The sequence below is a fragment of the Caulobacter sp. 10L414 genome, from assembly GCF_056395525.1.
The window spans coordinates 1-18,081 of sequence record NZ_JBFTJR010000065.1 but is presented as its reverse complement, the minus strand read 5'-3'; the positions used below and the strand labels follow the sequence as shown (position 1 = coordinate 18,081).

Annotated in this window: 17 protein-coding genes; 13 read left to right on the top strand and 4 right to left on the bottom strand. The window is 67.9% G+C overall.

All coding sequences use genetic code 11. The features are described 5' to 3' along the window. The first annotated feature begins 45 nt into the window (after positions 1–45). A complete protein-coding gene (locus AC1DCG_RS21075) occupies positions 46–663 on the top strand; it encodes a phage tail protein (RefSeq protein WP_477029426.1) in 618 nt (205 codons plus the stop codon). A gap of 88 nt (positions 664–751) precedes the next feature. Here the strand turns inward: AC1DCG_RS21075 and AC1DCG_RS21070 are convergent, their stop codons facing one another. Next, positions 752–1,036 (bottom strand): DUF6916 family protein, encoded by a 285-nt coding sequence (locus tag AC1DCG_RS21070; protein WP_165261918.1) that lies wholly within the window; start codon positions 1,034–1,036, stop codon positions 752–754. Between the two features lie 112 nt (positions 1,037–1,148). Here AC1DCG_RS21070 and AC1DCG_RS21065 point away from each other — a divergent pair, with 112 nt between their 5' ends. Continuing rightward, complete coding sequence (locus tag AC1DCG_RS21065; RefSeq protein WP_477029425.1) at positions 1,149–1,673, top strand: GNAT family N-acetyltransferase; 525 nt, start codon at positions 1,149–1,151, stop codon at positions 1,671–1,673. Positions 1,674–2,413: 740 nt separating this feature from the next. Then, positions 2,414–5,530, top strand: coding sequence for a TonB-dependent receptor (locus tag AC1DCG_RS21060; protein WP_477029424.1), 3,117 nt, complete (start codon positions 2,414–2,416; stop codon positions 5,528–5,530). Positions 5,531–5,750: 220 nt separating this feature from the next. Here the strand turns inward: AC1DCG_RS21060 and divL are convergent, their stop codons facing one another. Continuing rightward, positions 5,751–8,060: a cell cycle protein kinase DivL gene (divL, locus tag AC1DCG_RS21055; RefSeq protein WP_477037225.1), complete on the bottom strand. Its 2,310-nt coding sequence runs from the start codon at positions 8,058–8,060 to the stop codon at positions 5,751–5,753. Positions 8,061–8,181: 121 nt separating this feature from the next. On the opposite strand from divL, the gene AC1DCG_RS21050 reads away from it, so the two are divergent. The 4 genes from AC1DCG_RS21050 (at position 8,182) to AC1DCG_RS21035 (ending at position 10,366) form a co-directional block, all read left to right on the top strand. Further along, positions 8,182–8,583, top strand: coding sequence for a metallopeptidase family protein (locus AC1DCG_RS21050; protein WP_477029422.1), 402 nt, complete (start codon positions 8,182–8,184; stop codon positions 8,581–8,583). Continuing rightward, on the top strand, positions 8,580–8,990 hold the full coding sequence (locus AC1DCG_RS21045) for an SWIM zinc finger family protein (protein ID WP_477029421.1): 411 nt from the start codon (positions 8,580–8,582) through the stop codon (positions 8,988–8,990). The genes AC1DCG_RS21050 and AC1DCG_RS21045 overlap by 4 nt, the downstream gene beginning before the upstream one ends. A gap of 263 nt (positions 8,991–9,253) precedes the next feature. Beyond that, entirely contained in the window at positions 9,254–9,445 is a 192-nt protein-coding gene (locus AC1DCG_RS21040; RefSeq protein ID WP_477037224.1) for a hypothetical protein, read from the top strand. 27 nt (positions 9,446–9,472) lie between these two features. Further along, positions 9,473–10,366 carry a LysR substrate-binding domain-containing protein gene (locus AC1DCG_RS21035; protein WP_477029420.1) on the top strand — a complete coding sequence of 298 codons (894 nt, stop codon included), beginning with the start codon at positions 9,473–9,475 and terminating at the stop codon, positions 10,364–10,366. Positions 10,367–10,550: 184 nt separating this feature from the next. Here AC1DCG_RS21035 and AC1DCG_RS21030 read toward each other — a convergent pair whose 3' ends face one another. Further along, complete coding sequence (locus AC1DCG_RS21030) at positions 10,551–11,255, bottom strand: SIR2 family NAD-dependent protein deacylase (RefSeq protein ID WP_477029419.1); 705 nt, start codon at positions 11,253–11,255, stop codon at positions 10,551–10,553. A 179-nt stretch (positions 11,256–11,434) separates the two neighbouring features. Between AC1DCG_RS21030 and AC1DCG_RS21025 the strand changes: the two genes are divergently transcribed. From AC1DCG_RS21025 to AC1DCG_RS21000, 6 genes are all read left to right on the top strand, one after another. Then, complete coding sequence (locus AC1DCG_RS21025) at positions 11,435–12,559, top strand: ferritin-like domain-containing protein (RefSeq protein ID WP_116489128.1); 1,125 nt, start codon at positions 11,435–11,437, stop codon at positions 12,557–12,559. Between the two features lie 442 nt (positions 12,560–13,001). Then, a complete protein-coding gene (locus AC1DCG_RS21020) occupies positions 13,002–13,541 on the top strand; it encodes a lipocalin family protein (RefSeq protein WP_477029418.1) in 540 nt (179 codons plus the stop codon). Beyond that, positions 13,538–14,098: a lipocalin family protein gene (locus AC1DCG_RS21015; RefSeq protein WP_477029431.1), complete on the top strand. Its 561-nt coding sequence runs from the start codon at positions 13,538–13,540 to the stop codon at positions 14,096–14,098. The genes AC1DCG_RS21020 and AC1DCG_RS21015 overlap by 4 nt, the downstream gene beginning before the upstream one ends. Positions 14,099–14,158: 60 nt before the next feature. Then, positions 14,159–14,632, top strand: a complete 474-nt coding sequence (gene mmcB, locus AC1DCG_RS21010) for a DNA repair putative endonuclease MmcB (RefSeq protein ID WP_477029430.1) — start codon at positions 14,159–14,161, stop codon at positions 14,630–14,632. Between the two features lie 249 nt (positions 14,633–14,881). Beyond that, complete coding sequence (locus tag AC1DCG_RS21005; RefSeq protein WP_477029417.1) at positions 14,882–15,406, top strand: hypothetical protein; 525 nt, start codon at positions 14,882–14,884, stop codon at positions 15,404–15,406. 26 nt (positions 15,407–15,432) lie between these two features. Beyond that, positions 15,433–17,460, top strand: coding sequence for a TonB-dependent receptor plug domain-containing protein (locus AC1DCG_RS21000; protein ID WP_477029416.1), 2,028 nt, complete (start codon positions 15,433–15,435; stop codon positions 17,458–17,460). 194 nt (positions 17,461–17,654) lie between these two features. Here AC1DCG_RS21000 and AC1DCG_RS20995 read toward each other — a convergent pair. Beyond that, positions 17,655–18,081 (bottom strand): hypothetical protein (locus AC1DCG_RS20995; protein ID WP_477041648.1); only part of this gene is annotated, 427 nt, incomplete at its 5' end.

Genomic DNA, 18,081 nt, shown 5'->3' with positions numbered 1-18,081 from the left:
CGCTGTATAGCCTAGCAACTCAACATTGTGGGAGGGCCTGACGCCATGGACTTCTATATGGCTATGATCGTGCAGTTCGCGGGTAACTTCGCCCCGCGCAACTTCATGTATACCAACGGACAGATTATCGGCATCGCGCAGAACACCGCTCTGTTCTCGCTGCTCGGCACCACCTTCGGCGGCAACGGCCAGACCACCTTTGCTCTGCCGGACCTGCGCGGCCGCACCATGGTCGGCCCGGGCCAAGGCCCCGGCCTGCCGACCTACGTCCAGGGCGAGATGGCGGGTTCGCCGACCACCACCCTGAGCATCCTCAACATGCCGGCGCACAACCACGCGGCCGTGTTCACCCCGACCGGCTCGCCGACGGTGAACGTCACCGCTCTGAGCGGCGTCGCCAACGGCTCGCAAGCCGTGCAACCGACCGCCAACGCCCAGATCTGTAACGCCTACGACGCCACCAACTTCTCGTCGGCCAGCATCTTCGCCCCGGCCGGCACGGCGGGCACCGCCGTCAACCTGAGCGCGGGCAACGTCGCCGGCATCGCCGGCAGCGTCACCGTCGGCGTCACCGGCAACAGCCAGCCGTTCGACTCCATGCAACCCTATCTGGGCCTGCAATCGATCATCTGCACCGCCGGCATCTTCCCGTCGCGCAACTGATCACCGAATACGGAAACGCCGGCCCGTGGCTGTCCACGGGCCGGCGTTTTCTATTTCTGATCGCGCTTTTTCGGCCCAGCCGGCGCCGTCAGTTGAAGATGGCCTGGTAGACCCGGGCGTTGGGCAGCGGCTTCAGCTGGGTGATGACGATCGTGTGCGGCCCCCCCTTGCCGCAGTCGAATTCGTAGGCCCCGTCGATCAGGCTGATGTTCATCGGCGACTCGAACATCAGCGAGAAGGGCTCGCGGATGTCGTTCGGATAGCCGGGGCGGAAAATCGCCGCCAGGGTGATCTCGACAGGATGCGGAACGGTGGCGACGCGCACCTGCTTGCCCACCCACGCTTCGAAATCTTCCGGCTTCAGCAGCAGCATGACATCCCCCTCGCCTGTCTTGAACTTGGTACGCCTTGAACTTGTCTTGGCCGATCGCGCAGAAAACGCAACCTATGCGTCGATCTAGCCCATTCACCCGCGAGTCGTCGCGATGAAATCACCATTCGACATGCCGCCCCTGCCCGCGGCGCTGCAGGCCCGCGACACGACCGTACGCGCGATCGAGGACGGCGAAACACAGTTGCTGATGCAGTGGCATGCAGCCTTCCGGGGCGCGTCCTTCCTGGCGATGGGATGGAGCCAGGCGCAGGTGGCCGCGATGATGGCCGACCAGTTCCGCCTGCAGCAGATCCACATCGCCGGCGCCTATCCCGAGGCGGATCGCTGGCTGGTGCTGGCGGGCGCGGTTCCGGCCGGCCAGCTGCTGCTCGACCGCGCGCGGGACGACTGGCGGCTGATCGACCTGCTGCTAGCGCCGGAGGCCCGGGGTCTTGGCCTGGGCTCTGGTCTGATGGCGTGGATAAAGGACGCGGCCGCCCAGGCCGGCGCCGCGTCGATCACGCTGGATGTCGGGTTCGACAACGCTCCGGCCCAGGCGCTCTACCGCAAGGCCGGCTTCGTCGAGACGCCGTCGGAGACCGAGATCGCCGTCGCCATGCGCTGGCGCCCGGCCTGAACCCAGCCGTCCCGACGGGGTGTTCGGCGGGGCACAAACAAAACCCGCCATGCGCAGTTCCTAGTTCTATCCGTGAAGTCCGCCAGCGCCGCCGCGCGCGTCCTGGCGCGCCCGCGAGGCCGATGATCCTGGTCCTCCCGCTTCCCCTTCCCAGACAGGCCCGCCTTACGGGCGAAGCCTGCCGCCTGAGCCAGTCCCTATGCCCAGGCCGCCGATCTGGCAAGTCGAATCCCGCTTTCTGCGATGTAGTTTCATAAATTGAGAATAGTGCGTATCAATAGTTTCAAAATTGAAATTTTACGATATCTAAGTGATCGTCAGTTTTCAGATACGAAAAGAGAGCTTAATACATGGTTATGTTGTCAAAACTCAGACAACAGAGATTGACAACGACGCCTCTTCGATAAGATTTTTGACGTCGTCGCAGAGATCAAGAGATCCGCGGCGACCGTGAAGACCGCTCATTGCTCGCGACGGCGCAAACCCCCGCCCGATCGCGACACGCCGAAGCCCGACGCCGGAGATCCCGGCGACCGGCCAGCGCTCCGACGCCCGCCGCGCGTCGCCCCGAGCCTCGGCGTCCATGCAAGCCCGCATCGACAGTCGTTCCGTCGCGCCCTGCCGGTCGCGACCAGCCCCGTCGTCGCGCCTTGCCTCCAGCCATCCAGCAACACGCCGCGGAGCGCGCTCTCGCGGCGAAAGAAGGCGGTTCACCGCCAGTCTCTCATCGGAGGAAACCCATGAAACACCAACTGCTGGCGACCACGGGCCTCGCCGTCGCCATCCTGGGGATCGGCGCCCCCGCCGCCCTGGCCCAGACCCCCGCCTCCTCCCCCGGCGCCACGGTCGAGAACAAGGTCGAAGAGATCGTCGTCGTCGGCACCCGCGCCAGCCTGCAGTCGGCCATGGGCCGCAAGAAGCGGGCCGGCACGATCTCCGACTCCATCGTCGCCGAGGACATCAGCCAGTTCCCCGACAAGAACGTCGGCGAGGCGCTCGGCCGGGTGACCGGCGTGCAGTTGGCCCGCGACTTCGGCGAGGGCAACGCGGTGTCGATCCGCGGCGTCGAGCCCGACCTCAACCGGGTCGAGATCAACGGCATGAGCACCCTGTCGACGGCCGGCAACCTGCAGGTCTATGGCGGCGGCGGCCGCTCCAACGACTTCCGCGAACTGGCCTCCGAGCTGGTCAAGTCGATCGACGTGTTCAAGGGCTTCACCGCCGACATGACCGAAGGCGGCGTCGGCGGCACGGTCAGCGTCACCACCCGCAAGCCGCTCGACTTCAAGAAGCCGACCCTGTCGTTCACCGGCTCGATGCAGAACCTCGACACGGTCGACGGCTGGAAGCCGCGCGGCAACGTCTTCGCCGCCACCCAACTGTTCGACGGGCGCCTGGGCCTGATGGCCAACGTCACCTACGACAAGGTGAACACCCGCGGCGACTACGTCCGCAACTCGTCGTGGGGCCGGTTCGCCGACTTCGACAACTCGGCCGACAAGACCGTCGACTACTACTCCACCGCCTACAGCCAGGACATCGTCGACCTGGCCAGCGGCGTCGACACCTATGCCGGCTGCTCGTCGCTGGTGACGCCCGACGCCACCCAGATCTCGACCAGCAACCTGCGCACGGCCTGCCAGAGCCAGTGGTACGACTACGCCCCGCGCGTGGCCCGCTACGGCGTCTGGACCCGCACCGACGAGCGGATCTCGGCCGAGTTCACGGCCCAGTACAAGTTCACCGACAAGATCGACGCCTGGGTCAGCTACAACCGCAATGAGCGCAGCCAGCGGCTGAACGACATCAACTACGGCACCGACTTCACCTCGGCGACACGCTTGCGCAACACCGCCGCCAACGGCACGTCGTGCTCGAGCACCGACACCACCGCCGGCTCGGTGGTCACCGACGCCAACCACAACGTCATCCAGTACACCCTGGGCAACTGCCTCACCACCTCGGGGGCCGGCGGCTACAACGGCTTCGGCATCAGCGCCCGCGACTTCGCCTACGAGTCGACCAGCGACTACTACAACATCGGCGCCAACTACCGGGGCGACCGCCTGCAGATCGAGTTCCAGGCCTCCAGCGCCGAGACCTCGACCGTCTCGCAGACCAACAACGTCAGCGTCAGCTTCGACACGCCGGGCATGACGGTGACGCTGGACCCGTCGACCGGCAATCCGTCCTTCACCTTCGCCGACGGCTACAGCCCCTCGGACGCCTCCGCGATCCGCCAGTGGCAGATCCAGTACCGCCCGTCGAACTCCCAGTCGGAGGAGAAGCAGTACAAGATCGACTTCGACTACGAGGTCGACCTGCCGTTCCTGAAGAAGATCGAGTTCGGCGGCCGCGCCACCGACTTCTCGACCTCGGGCTACGGCTATGGCGGCTACATCATCGACGGCGGCGCCAACGCCTATTCGACCACCGACGACACGGTGATCTACAGCAACGCGGTGAACTCGACGGCGACCATCCTGGCCAGCCAGACGGCCGACCAGACCAACCCGACCAACGCCTCGGCCGCCTACACCACCGGCTACTGGTCGACGAGCGAGACCTGGTCGCGGGCGTTCTCGAACGCCGTCTTCGCCCAGGCCATGACCCAGCTGCCCAGCGCCTTCTATTTCGGCGGCGGCGGCCTACCCTCGACCTGGCTGTATCCGGACTTCAACAAGGTCGCCCAGTACCTCGACACGTCGCACTTCAACCTGAACAACCTGGAGACCACGACGGGCAACGACGGCGAGACCTACGAGCAGATCCCCTACAAGATCCAGGAACAGACCGACGCCCAGTACATCAAGTTCAACTACGCCTTCCCGCTGCTGGGCTACGACGTGAACGGCAACTTCGGCTGGCGGCGCGTCCACACCAAGACGCAAGGCACCGGGGCCCAGACCCGCAGCGAGACCTATGCGGCGACCAATGGCGGCACCTCGACCACCTACGTGCTGAGCAACAGCATCGCCACCATGACCAAGGACTACACGGTGTGGCTGCCCAGCTTCAACGTGGGCCTGTGGCTGGCGCCCAACAAGCTGGCGGCCCGCGCCGGCTTCGCCCAGCTGATGGCCCGTCCGCGCATGGACTACCTGATGCCGACGGTCAGCTGCACCACCGACAACTCGCCCGACGCCAACGGCGAGTTCGACGAGCCCAGCTGCTCGGCCGGCAATCCGGAACTGAAGCCCTATCGCGCCAACCAGTACGACCTGTCGTTCGAGTATTATCCCAACAGCGACACCCAGATCTCGCTGGGCCTGTTCTACAAGGACATCGAGTCGTTCTACGTCTCGTCGCGCACACTGATCGGCAAGGTCGACGTCTATGGCGACGGGGTGCTCTACAACTACAACACCTACATCAACGGCGACGGGGCCAAGATCTCGGGCCTGGAGCTGACCGGCAAGACGGCCTTCACCTGGCTGCCGGGGGCGCTGTCGGGCCTGGGCGTCGACGCCAACTACACCTATCAGGAAGCCAAGGACGTCGAGCTCTATTCCACCCTCGACGGCTCGCCACTGCCCTTCCCGGGCCTGTCCAAGAGCAGCGCCAACTTCACGGTCTGGTACGACAAGGGCCCGATCAACGCCCGCCTGGCCTACAACTACCGCTCCAAGTACCTGGTCTCGGCCGCCGACACCTCGGGCCAGCCGGTGTTCCGCGATCCGACCGGCTATCTGGACGGCAAGATCACCTGGAAGCCGGGCCCCAAGGGCCTGTCGCTCTTCGTGGAAGGCAAGAACCTGACCAAGGAGGAAGAACGCTCCACGGCCGGCGACATCCGCCTGACCGAACTGGGCTACTTCGGCCGCCGGTTCTTCATGGGCTTCACCTACAAGTACTGAGCATGAGAGCGGCTCCCGGGCGACCGGGAGCCTACGCTCGATACGCAAAGGGCCTCCCGAGCATCTCGGGAGGCCCTTTTTGTTGATCTCCACAACATGTCATCCCGGCCGAAGGACCGCGCCAGCGGTCCGTAGAGCCGGGACCTCCCACGTTCGACGGATCAACCGTGGGAGATCCCGGCGCTCCGCTTCGCTGCGGCCGGGATGACAAGTCAGAGTGTCAGAACCCGAACTCCGGCTGGGCCGCGCCCGGGTGCTGGGTCTCGGGCAGGTGGCAGGTGAAGGTCGAGCCGGCGCCCGGCTCGCTCTCCAGCGCCACCCAGCCACCGTGCAGCTCGACCAGCGCCTTGACGAGCGCCAGGCCCAGGCCCGGGCCGCCGCGATCACGGCCGACGAAACGGTCGAAGATGTGGGCCTGGACGTGGAAGGGCACGCCGCGGCCGGTGTCCTTGACGTGCAGCTTGACCTCGCCAAGCGCGCGCTGGGCCGAGATCGTCACCTTGCCGCCCGGCGGGGTCTGGCGCAGGGCGTTCTCGACCAGGTGGTCGACGGTCTGGTTCAGGCGCTTGGCGTCGCCGCGGATCAGGCCGACGTCCTCGTCGCAGATCACTTCCAGCGTCACGCCGCCGATCTCGGCGTCCTTGCCGCCGCGCTGATAGGCGCCCTGCAGCAGGTCGACGACGCGGATGTCCTCGATCTCCAGCGCCATCTCGCCGGCGTCGATCTGGGCCATGTCGAGCACGTCGTCGATCGAGCGGGCCAGCTGGGTGGCGGCGGCGCGCACGGCGGCCACATGACCCTTGCCGCGCTCATGCAGGCCCTCGGCGCGCTCGAGCAGTTCGGAATAGCCGATGATCGTCGTCAGCGGCGTGCGCAGCTCGTAGGAGACGTTGCCGACGAAGTCGCGCTTGAGCCGCTCGGCCTCGGCCAAAGCCGCGGAGCGATCCGCAAGGGCGCTTTCCAGGTGACGGGTGTCGGTGACGTCGGCGAAGGCGATCAGGGTCGCGCCGTCGGGCAACGGCCGGCTCTGATAGACCACGATGCGGCCGTCGGAGGTGCGCACCTCGCCCGAGGTCGGCGCGCGCATCTGCGGATCCGGATCGGCCACCCGGCCCTTGAGCTCGCGCCAGAACGACAGGTCGTGCAGGCGGCGCACGCACAGCTCGACCACGCCCTCGAAGTCGCCGGCGGCCTGCAGGGCCTGGGGCGTGACGTTCCAGAAGGTCTCGAAGGCCTCGTTGTGCAGCCGCAGGCGGCCGTCCGAGCCGAACACGGCCACGGCGTCGTTCAGCTTGTCGAGCGTGGCCTGCTGCACCTGGATCAGGGCGTTGTACTGGGCCTTCAGGCGCAGCTCGCCGGTGATGTCGGAATAGAGCAGCAGCATGCCGCCCAGCGGGTGAGGCTGGCGCACGACCTTGAGGGTCCGCCCGTCGGGCAGGTCCCACAGCTCGTCGGCCTGGGGACCCAGGTCCTCGTAGCGGGCCAGCTCGGCGGCCTTCCACTTCGCATAGTCCACCGTCTCGGGCAGGCGGCGGCGCTGGCGCAGGCGGTCCAGCACCTCGCCGTGGGTCGGACGCTCGGCCAGCCACGCCGGCTCCAGGCCCCAGAGCTCGGCGAAGGCGGTGTTGTGGAACGACAGGCGGCGGCTGGCGCTGAAGATCGCCACGCCGTCGGCGATGTGGTTCAGGGTCTCGTCGTGGGCGGCGACGTGGTTCTTCAGGGTCTCGCGGACGTCCTCGACCTCGGTGACGTCGGCGCTGAACACCCCGACCCCGCCGCCGTCCAGCGGCTTGACGGTGAAGCGGAAAGCCCGCCTGCGGCCGTCGATCGGCGTCCAGCGCACGCTCTCGCGACGCTCGACCTTGGCGGCGGCCTCGACGGCTAGGGCGTCGACCGCGCGATCGAAGGTCTTGCCGGCGCGCGCGGCCTGGGCGGCGTTGTCGACGCCCACGGCGCGCAGATAGGCGGCGTTGGCCCAGGTCGGCGCGCCGTCGGCGGCGGCGATCCAGGCCGGTTCGGACAGGCCGTCGACGAAGGCGGCGAAGCGGGCGGCGCTGGGCAGGCCAAGGTCGCCGGTCTGGGCAGCCAGGCGCAGCCAGGCCAGGGCKCCGGCCGCGCGGCCCTCGACGATCACCCGCCCGCCGGGCCCGCGGGCCTCGAAGGCGCAGGCCTCGCCGCGCTCGAACAGGGCCTTCAGGCGGGCGGCGTGGTCGGGATCACCGGCGATCAGCGCCTCGACCAGGGCGTCGGGCGTGGCCTCGACGTTCAGCACCTGGGCGCAGGCGTGCAGGCTGTCGTCGCCCGACACCAGGCGGGCCGCGCCGTCCTCGACCGCCACCAGGGCGTTGTCGAAGGCTTCGGCCGAGGCCTGGGCCGCCACCGAACCGCTTTCCAGCGCGTCGAGGCGCAGCCGCATGCCGGCGATGCGCGCGTCGAAGGCGCGTCGTTGGGCCAGGGCCCAGAGCGTGGCGCAGATCGCCAGGCAGACCGCGCCGGCCGCCGCGGCCAGGATCAGATCGAGCGATGTCATCCGGCGTGTCGCTAGCCCCAGAAGGCGTAAGGGTCGAATCAGATTTGGCAGCTTAGACCGCGCGCGGCGCGAGCGCGATCTGGCCCCTTCCCCCCGCGAGCAATCACGCTATTTCAGGTTCATGACCTGGACCGACCGCCTCGCCCCCTCGCTGGACGACTTCGCCGCCCTGGCCAAGGCCGCCTTCGACGCCCTGCCCGACGAGTTCCGCCACCTGACCGGCGACGTCGTCTTCCGCATCGACGACTTCGCGACCGACGAGGTGCTCGACAGCCTGGGCATCGAGGATCCGTTCGAGCTGACCGGCCTCTACCAGGGCGTGGACCTGTCGCGCCGCTCGGTGCTGGACGTGGGCGCCCAGCCCTCGATGATCTTCCTCTATCGCCGCCCGATCCTGGACGAATGGTGCGAACGCGGCGATGTGACCCTCGGCGCGCTGATCGAGCACGTGCTGGTCCACGAGATCGGCCATCACTTCGGACTGTCGGACGACGACATCCACCGCATCGAGGACGAGGCATGAGCCTGTTTGACGCTGAAACCTGGCGCGAACGCATGGACGAGCGCTGGTTCGAGAGCGGCGCGGCGATCGCCGACAAGGGCGACGTCGACCTGGTGTCGATCGAGGACGACGCGGTGACCGCCCACGTCACCGGCAGCGCCGGCGACCTCTATGTGGTCGAGCTTCGCGCGCCGGCCGGCGAGGGCCGCTGCGATTGTCCGGGGTTCGCCAAGTTCGGCGCCTGCAAGCACCAGGCGGCCGTGGTCGTCGCGACCAACGCCCTGGACGAACAGGGCCTGCAGGCGGTGCGCGATCGCATGGCGCGCCTGCGCGACGGCCTGGCCCTGGACAGCCGCGAGGCCCTGGTCGAGCGGCTGGTGGATCTGGCCCGTCGCGACCCGAAGGTGCTGGCGACGCTGGAAGGCTGATCAGCGATACTCAAAAGATATGAGGCAATACTTTCCAGATATACCCGGAGCGCCGTCCATATTTTGCCTCAAAATTCGCGCAACGAACGGTGCGTAAATACACAATATCCCCCGTCGCGGGATTTTGCGATTGAATATCACGGATTCTGCGCAATACTTCCCGCAGATTCGTCGGAGGTCGATGCAACACCGCTGACGACTGGCCTGAACGCGCTCGCTCGCCGTGCGCAGCCTTGCCAGCCGCGTTGCGAGAGATTGCGTCAGTGTCCATCACAGGCCCCAAGGCAAGCAAGCCGGAGAACAAGACCCTCGTGGTCGCGTTATCGGCGTTGCAACTGACGGTCGTGGTGATCGTATGGCTGTTGGCCCTGATCCCAGCGGCTCTGGCGGCTCTGGCCGTGTTCCTCTGGAAAAGCGCCCGCCCGACCGTCCGGGGCAAGCTTCCGCCCGCCTGAACTTTCCGCCGAGTTTCGCGCCACCCCATGGAACTGCGCCACGTCCGCTATTTCGTCGCCCTCGCGGAAGAGCTGAACTTCACGCGGGCGGCCGCGCGCCTGGGCATCGGCCAGCCGCCGCTGAGCCAGCAGATCCGCGACCTGGAGAAGGAGATCGGCTATCCGCTGTTCCTGCGCCGGCCACACGGCGCCGAACTGACCGAGGCCGGCCGCGCCTTCCTGGCCGAGGCCCGGCTGATCCTTGAGCAGGCCGAACGCGCCAAGGAAGCCGCCCGCCGGGCCGGCGGCGGCCATGTCGGCGCGCTGCGGGTGGGGTTCACCTCGTCGGCCAACTTCCATCCGGCGGTGACCGAGGCCTTCGCCGTGTTCCACTGGAGGTATCCCGACGCCAGCCTGATCATCGAGGAATGCCACTCGGCGCGCCTCGCCGAGCGCCTGCTGCATTCGGAGCTGGACGCGGCCTTCGTGCGCCCCGGCAACGTCGCGGCCGAGGGCCTGGACCTGCTGCCCCTGGGCGAGGAGCCGCTGATCCTGGCCCTGCCGGCCGGCCACCCCCTGGCCGCCCAGGCCCGGGTGCCGGTGGCGGCGCTGGCGGGCGAGCCGTTCGTGATCTTCTCGCAGGGGATCGGCCGCACCTTCCTGGGCCTGATCCGCGAGACCTGCGCCCAGGAAGGTTTCGAGCCGACCATCGGCCAGGAGACGCCGCACATCGTGGCGATGATCAACATGGTCGCCGCGGGCCTGGGCGTGGCCATGGCCCCCGGCTCGATCGCCCAGTTGGCCGTGCGCGGCGTCGTCTACCGCCCGCTCGACGGCGCGGCGCCCCAGGTGCCGCTGGCCATCGCAACCCGCGCCGGCGACGCCTCGCCCCTGGTGCGCAACTTCCTGGCCCTGATCCCGCCGCCGGTGGTGGAGGACTAGGCGGAGGCCACGCCGCCCCTCATCTCCCGTCATTCTCGCCCTTGTGGCGGGAACCTCTCTGTCAGTCGCAAGCGAGGAAGGGGCCGACTGCCAGGCAGTCGGCTTGCGCTTCATGTGCGAGCGGAACCAGGGTTTCCCGCCACAAGGGCGGGAATGACGGGAAGTTGGGTATCGCAGGGCGCCCCTACCTCAGCACCGCCTCCACCCAGGCCGGCACGACCTCGCCGGCCGGGCCGTAGAGGCGCTCATCAAAGGCGCGGGCGTTGTCGGAGGGTTCCAGGTTGATCTCGCAGGTGCGGATCCCCATCCGCCGGGCCTCCATCACGAAGCCGGCGGCCGGATAGACCGAGCCCGAGGTGCCGATGGCGACGAACAGGTCGGCCTCCTCCAGCGCGTCGAAGATCTGGTCCATGAACAGCGGGACCTCGCCGAACCAGACGACGTGCGGCCGCGCCATGCCGCCCGCGCCGCAGGATCCGCACACCGCCCCTGCGTCCAGCGGGCCAGGATCGGGACGGACAGCCTCGCAGGCATGGCAGCGGGTGACGGCCAGCTCGCCGTGCATGTGGACGACGCCGGTCGAGCCGGCCTTCTCGTGCAGGTCGTCGACGTTCTGGGTGCAGAGAAAGAGCCGCCCGCCCCGCGCCGCCAATTCGCGCTCCAGCCGCGCCAGGGCGAAGTGGGCGGGGTTGGGCGCGGCGGCGGCCAGGTTGGCGCGGCGGGCGTTGTAGAAGGCTCGAACCTTGGCCGGATCGCGGGCGAAGCCCTCGGGCGTGGCCACCTCGGCCAGATCGTACTGCGTCCATACCCCGCCTTCGTCGCGGAAGGTGCCAAGCCCGCTCTCGGCGGACACCCCTGCTCCAGTCAGCACAAAGACATTCAGTCCCATTGGCAGGCCCACGGCGATGTTTCCCATTCTGGTTCAAGCGGCTGCGGCGAAGGTGACGGGTCCGTCATTTTTAATTTGACCGTACCGGAAGTTTGAGTGGACAGTGTTCACTCGAGGAGAGACCCGCGCCAGACGGGTCCCGTCGAGCAGCCGAGAGGCCTACAGGAGAGGAGCCGACCGTGACGGACAAGAACATCACCAAGGACGCCATGTACGACGCGGTGGCGCCCGACGACTTCGAGTCCATGCTCGAACTCGACCGGTACGGAAACCGATCGAGCGCCTTCGACAAGATCATCTCGGCCACCCACGACCACTTCTGGGACCCGCTCGACAAGGCCTATATCGATTTCGACGAGCCGTTCGACATGGAGAACCAGCCGCTGGTTCCCGAGGACCTGGTGATCGCCCTGTCGACCGACTACGTCTCCAACCACCTCTCCGATCCCAAGCAGCGCACCCGCTTCATCAACCAGTCGGTGCTGCGCAGCTTCTCGTCGATCCTGCACGGCGAGCAGGGCGCGCTGAACCTGTCGGCCAGCCTGTGCCACGTGCTGAAAGACCAGGGCGCGCAGGAATACGCCGCCAACCAGACCCGCGAGGAGGCGCGCCACGTCACCGCCTTCGCCAAGTATATCAAGGCCCGCTGGGGCAAGCCGGTCGAATGCGGCCCGGCGCTCAAGAGCCTGCTGGTCGAGATCATCGCCGCTCCCGAGGTCTACAAGAAGATCATCGGCATGCAGATGCTGGTCGAGGGCCTGGCCATGGGCGCCTTCGCCACCTTCTTCAAGGAAATCCACGATCCGCTCGGCAAGAAGCTGCTGCAGCTGGTGATGACCGACGAGGCCTTCCACCACAAGTTCGGGAAGATCTGGGCCGACCGCACCGTGCCCAAGCTCTCGCCGGAAGAGCACGCCATCATCGAGGACTGGGCGGCCCACTGCTTCCAGACCCTGCTGTTCAACCTGGTCTCGCCGCACCAGCAGCTGGATCTCTACCGCGAGTTCGGCCTGGACCCCGACAAGGTGGTCGAGGAGTACGGGCAGATCATGACCGACGACCTGCGTCGCGAGCACATGAAGGAACAGACCAACATCTTCCGGGTGCTGGTGAAGACCCTGCTCAACGCCGGCATCATCACCGATCGCACCAAGGCGTTCTACGCCATGTACGTCGACCTGGAGGAACTGAAGGCCGAGGGCGACCGGATGGTCGGCGACGACATCGCCGAGGAAGGCATCCGCCACCTGCAGGCCATCAACTTCAAGGACCGCGCCGTCCCGGTGACCATCGCCGCGGAGTGATCGAAAGACCCCTCTCTCTTCGAGAGAGGGAGGGGCCCGCCGCCAAAGGCGGTGGGAGGGTGAGAGGTTTCACCGCTGGCAGGCGGAACCTCGCTCCCTGCTTCCCCTTAGTCGTCATCCCGGCCGAAGCGCAGCGTAGAGCCGGGACCCAGGGACCGACGCATCGCACTTGCCGCCGCCGGTGTCATGAACCCTCCTTCCGCGCCCGCCCCACCTGGGTCCCGGATAAGCTCTGCGGGCTTTCCGGGATGACGGTGTTGGGGGGGGCATCCGGACAGGCTGTAACCTCTCACCCTCCCATGGCTTCGCCATGGGCCCCTCCCTCTCTCTCAGAGAGAGGGTTTTCGCGTGTGGGAACACCGCCGCCTCCCCTTGCGTTTGCCTCCTTTCGGGGGATGAACTTGAGCAGGGCGCAAAGCCCGCCAAGCAGCAAGGTGTCGGAATGCGCGTAAGCCTGATCCTGTCCCTGGCGGCGAGCCTGGCCGCGACGTCGGCCATGGCCCTTCCCATGCAGGCCCTGGCCGGCGCCCAGCCGCCGTCCAAGCCGGTGGCGGCGGCCTTCTATTCGGGCAAGTGGTACGAGATCGCCCGCACCCCCAATTCAGGCCAGCGCAACTGCGAGGCCCCGACCACCGAATTCACGGCCAAGACCGCCGAGAGCTTCTCGGTGCGCCAGGTCTGCCGGCGCGACAGCGCCACCGGCAAGGCCAAGACCTTCAACACCAGCGGCAAGATCGTCGCCGGATCCGACAACGCCAAGTTCTCGATGAACTTCCTGGGCGGGCTGAAGAAGCAGGAATACTGGGTGCTGGACCACGCCGAGGACGCCTCGTGGGCGATCATGGCCACGCCCGGCGGCAACTTCGTCTGGCTGCTGGCGCGCAAGCCGGTGATGGACGAGACCGCCAAGGCCGCCGCCCTGGCCCGCGTCAAGGCGCTGGGCTACGAGAAGCTGGTCTTCCCGCAGCAGCCGGAGGCCTGAGCGTGCGGCGACGCCACCTGGCGCTGGCCGGCGCGGTCGTGCTGGCCCTCGGCGCGGCGGTCGCCTGCGCGGGCGCTGGGCCCGTCGGCAATCCCCGCCCCCCGCAGCCGGCCAAGCCCGTCGAGCTGAGTAAGTATCTGGGCCTGTGGTACGAGGCCGCCCGCTACGACTTCCGCTTCGAGAAGGGCTGCGAGGGCGTCACCGCCGAATACGCGCTGCGCCCGGACGGCCTGGTGGAAGTGCGCAACACCTGCCGCAAGGACGGCCCCGAGGGGATCGAGAAGGTCAGCCTGGGCAAGGCAAAGGTGGTCGACAAGGCCACCGGCGCCAAGCTGAAGGTGTCGTTCTTCGGCCCCTTCTTCGTCGGCGACTACTGGGTGCTCGACCATGCCGACGACTACAGCTGGGCGATCGTCGGCGAGGGCAGCGGCCGCTATCTCTGGCTGCTGACCCGCGACAAGCCCACRCCCGGCCTGACCCAGAACCTGACCGACCGGGCCAAGGCCATGGGCTACGACGTCTCGCGCCTGAGGGTGACCAAGCACGCGCGGGGGTGAGGGCGCGCCTCGAAAGACGCCCCGCTTGCGCCGCGAACAAAGATGGAACATGGTGACGACATGGACGTCGTCGTCGACATCGCGCTCACCCCCTCGGCCATGGGACGCCCCGAGACCACCCTGGCCGTCACCCGCGGCGCGGCGAGGCTGCTGGTCGACCTGGGCTATGCGCCGCTGGCCGAGGTGACCCTGCCCAACGGCCGCCGGGCCGACCTGATGGCGCTGGGACCCAAGGGCGACATCGTCATCGTCGAGGTGAAGTCCGGGCTGGACGACTACCGCGTCGACCGCAAGTGGGGCGAGTACGGCCCCTATTGCGACGCCTTCCACTTCGCCGTCGCCCCGCAGTTTCCCGAGGGGATCCTGCCCGAGGAGCCCGGCCTGATCGTCGCCGACGGCTTCGGCGGCGCCGTGGTGCGGGCCGCGCCCGTCACGCCGCTGGCGGGGGCCCGCCGCAAGGCCCTAACCCTTGCCTTCGCCCGCCTGGCGGCCCTGCGGGCGGCCGGGGTCGCGGCCGAGCGTCTGGCGATCTGACCCCCACGACCTGAAATAAGTTCGGACTGCGACATTCTGTCCAAATACAACTCAAGATCAGGCCACGGCGCAGATAGACCTTCCATAACGCAAGGTCACTTGCTGACCTGAAGTTGTTTCACTGTCGGATACCCGACCAGTGCAAACGTTTGCATAACGGCGTCACCTCGTCGCCGTTACGTCTTCTTTACGCCCAGCGCTCCATCACCCCGCCCACAAGCCCAACAAAGGGCAGGGGATTTCAACAGAATGTCGAAGAAGAAACCCGTCGCGGCCCTGGCCGCGGCGCTCCTCACCATCGCGCCGATCAGCGCCCATGCCGACGCCGCCAAGGACGTGCAGATCGCCGGCCGCGCGCTGACCTTCCTCGAGAACGGCCCCACCGGCAAGGCGGTGCTGGGCGTCGTGTTCGACCCGTCCAAGCCGGCCTCGGTCGCCGAGAAGAACGCCGTCATGGCCGCCATCGGCGGCGGCCTCAACACCGGGACCCTGACCTTGACGGCCAAGCCGGTCGAAGCCGGCGCCGTCTCGGGCGTGGGCGGCGTGGCCGCCCTCTACGTCACCACCGGCGTCAACGCCGCCCCCGTGGGCGCGGCCGCCAAGGCCAAGAAGATCATCACCATCGGTTCGGACGCGTCCTGCGCCGCCAGCGGCGCCTGCGTCATGAGCGTGTCGGCCGATCCCAAGGTCGAGATCATCGTCAACCGCGGCGCCGCCGCGGCCGTGGGCGCGGTCTTCAAGTCCGCCTTCCGCATGATGATCCGCGAAGTCTGATCGCCGCCAGCACAAGAGACATATCCATGAAGAAGACTCTCCTGGCCGGCGTTTCCGCGGGCCTCCTCGTCGCCGCCGCCTCGGCCGCTCACGCCCAATCGATCGACTACGGCTCGCTCGAGCAGCTGTTCAACGAACCGGTCACCACCAGCGCCACCGGCGCCCCGCAGCGCTCGACCGAAGCGCCGGTGGACATGACCATCATCTCGGCCGCCGACATCACCCGCTCGGGCGCCGTCGACCTGCCGACCATCCTGTCGCGCGTGGCCGGCCTGGACGTCACGATCTGGGGCGCCGGCGCCGCCGACGTCAGCGTTCGCGGCTACAACCAGGCCATGTCGCCGCGCCTGCTGGTGCTGATCAACGGCCGTCAGGTCTATCTCGACCACTACGGCTACACCGCCTGGGCCACCCTGCCCGTGCAGTTGTCGGAGATCCGCCAGATCGAGGTCGTCAAGGGCCCCAACAGCGCGCTCTTCGGCTTCAACGCCGTCAGCGGCGTGGTCAACATCATCACCGTCAACCCGAAGTTCGACGACGCCGGCGACATCACCGTGCGCGGCGGCAACTTCGGCTACGGCGAGGTTTCGCTGGCCAAGACCTTCAAGCTGGGCGAGCGCTTCAGCGCCCGCGTCTCGGGCGGCGCCAGCCAGAGCGACGAGTTCAAGAGCACCGTCGCCGGCGTGGCCAAGAGCCAGCTGAACGACCCGGCCAAGATCTCGGCCAACATCGACACCGTCACCCAGCTGACCGACAAGGCCGAGCTGCGCGTCGAGGGCTCGTACTCGAACGTCCAGGTCAGCGACATGCTGTCCAACTACGCCTACTCGCCCAGCAAGTACCTGACGAGCTCGCTGAAGGGCACGCTGACGGCCGACACCAAGGCCGGCCAGCTGCAGCTGTCGGCCTACCAGAACGACCTCACCGCCAAGCACCTGATCCTCGGCCAGAAGGCGCGCTTCGAGAACAAGATCACGGTCGTCTCGGCCCAGGACCTGTTCAAGATCGGCGCGAAGCACACGATCCGCCTCGGCGGCGAATACCGCCACAACGAGGTCAACACCGCCCCGATCGGCGGCGCGGAAGTCAGCTACGACGTGCTGTCGGCCTCGGCGATGTGGAACTGGGCGATCAGCGACAAGCTCGCCTTCACCGCCGCCGGCCGCTACGACAGCCTGGACCTGTCGCGTGACGGCGCCTTCCCGGCCGGCTCGCCGCCGCTGGGCAACGGCTACTGGGATCGCAAGATCGAAGAGCCGTCGTGGAACCTGGGCCTCGTCTGGCGCGCCACGGACGCCGACACCTTCAAGGCCAGCGCGGCCCGCGGCGTGCAGGTGCCGACCCTGGTCGACCTGGGCGCCCTGCAGGCCCGCGTCAGCGTCGGTCCCTACACCCTGGGCCTGGCCGGCAACCCGACCCTGGAACCGGCGATCGTCACCAACTACCAGCTGACCTATGAGCGCGCCCTGCCGGCCATCAAGGCCCAGATCAGCGCCAAGGCCTTCATCCAGAAGACCGAGGACGTGAAGGGCCAGCCGACCTCGGCCCAGATCGACGTGCCCGCCACGCTGGTCAGCCTGCCGGTGCTCAGCTACCGCAACATCGGGCAGAGCAAGATGAACGGCTTCGAGCTGGCCGCCCAAGGCGAGTTCGGCGCCGGCTTCCGCTGGAACGCAGACTGGACCCACACCGAGGTGGACGACGAGCCGCTGGCCGGCTTCTCGCCGCTGCTGCGCTCGGCCGCCTTCGGCGCGACCACGCCGGAGAACCGCGCCAACGCCTCGCTGGGCTGGACCGGCGGCGCCTGGACGGCCGATGGCTTCGTCACCCTGGTCGGCGACCACGAGGCCTACGGCCTCTACGCCGTCGGCGCCAACCCGCGCCTGGTGAAGATCGAAAGCTACGCCGCCATCGGCGGCCGCGTGGCCCGCACCTTCGACCACGGCGTGACCGTGGCGATCAGCGGCCAGAACCTCGGCGACAACCGCCAGCGCCAGAGCGCCGGCCTGGAAGTCGAACGCCGCCTGTTCCTGAGCGTCAGCAAGAGCTGGTAGGCGAAGGGTTCGGGTTCGAACACGGAAAGGGCGGCTCGCAAGGGCCGCCCTTTTTCGTGCTTCCTTCTCCCCTTGCGGGAGAAGGTGGCGGCGAAGCCGACGGAGGGGGGGCGAAAGGCCCGTCCGGATAAGTCTGAGAGACCCCTCACCCGACCTCCTGCGGAGGCCACCCTCCCCCGCAGGGGGAGGGCTGATCACCAGTCGCTCTTTTTCTTCTTCATCAGGGCCAGCAGGCCCGGATACGGCCCCTGGCCGGTGCGGTAGAGGCACCACTCGTCGTCCTTCTTGCAGGCGCCGTCGAAGAAGTCCTTCTTGGCCTGGTCGATCACCGCGTACATCGGCGCGTCCTTGGCCTTGATCCCCAGCTTGTCGTCGCAGGTCGCGCGTTCGGCCTTGGTCAGGCGGTAGAGGTCGGCGTGGTTGCAGCCCCCGCCCTGGCGCGCGGCCGTGCGCAGATCATCGCCGCCGGGCGTGGGCGTTCCCCTGGACTTGAAACCGGGCGGGGCGACGGCGGCGCGCGGCGCCTCGGGCGCGACCGGCGCCGGGCTCGGCGCGGGCGCCGCAGCGACCTGGGCGGGCGGAGGCGACGGAACGACGGCGCGGGCCGGAGGCGCCTTCGGG

Coding starts and splice junctions, on each gene's coding strand:
- AC1DCG_RS21070 (WP_165261918.1), bottom strand. CDS start 1,036: ATGCTGCTGCTGAAGCCGGAAGATTTCGAAGCGTGGGTGGGCAAGCAG.
- AC1DCG_RS21045 (WP_477029421.1), top strand. CDS start 8,580: ATGAGCCTGTTTGACGCTGAAACCTGGCGCGAACGCATGGACGAGCGC.
- AC1DCG_RS21005 (WP_477029417.1), top strand. CDS start 14,882: ATGTCGAAGAAGAAACCCGTCGCGGCCCTGGCCGCGGCGCTCCTCACC.
- AC1DCG_RS21000 (WP_477029416.1), top strand. CDS start 15,433: ATGAAGAAGACTCTCCTGGCCGGCGTTTCCGCGGGCCTCCTCGTCGCC.
- AC1DCG_RS21075 (WP_477029426.1), top strand. CDS start 46: ATGGACTTCTATATGGCTATGATCGTGCAGTTCGCGGGTAACTTCGCC.
- AC1DCG_RS21050 (WP_477029422.1), top strand. CDS start 8,182: ATGACCTGGACCGACCGCCTCGCCCCCTCGCTGGACGACTTCGCCGCC.
- mmcB (WP_477029430.1), top strand. CDS start 14,159: ATGGACGTCGTCGTCGACATCGCGCTCACCCCCTCGGCCATGGGACGC.
- AC1DCG_RS21035 (WP_477029420.1), top strand. CDS start 9,473: ATGGAACTGCGCCACGTCCGCTATTTCGTCGCCCTCGCGGAAGAGCTG.
- AC1DCG_RS21060 (WP_477029424.1), top strand. CDS start 2,414: ATGAAACACCAACTGCTGGCGACCACGGGCCTCGCCGTCGCCATCCTG.
- AC1DCG_RS21065 (WP_477029425.1), top strand. CDS start 1,149: ATGAAATCACCATTCGACATGCCGCCCCTGCCCGCGGCGCTGCAGGCC.
- AC1DCG_RS21030 (WP_477029419.1), bottom strand. CDS start 11,255: ATGGGACTGAATGTCTTTGTGCTGACTGGAGCAGGGGTGTCCGCCGAG.
- AC1DCG_RS21020 (WP_477029418.1), top strand. CDS start 13,002: ATGCGCGTAAGCCTGATCCTGTCCCTGGCGGCGAGCCTGGCCGCGACG.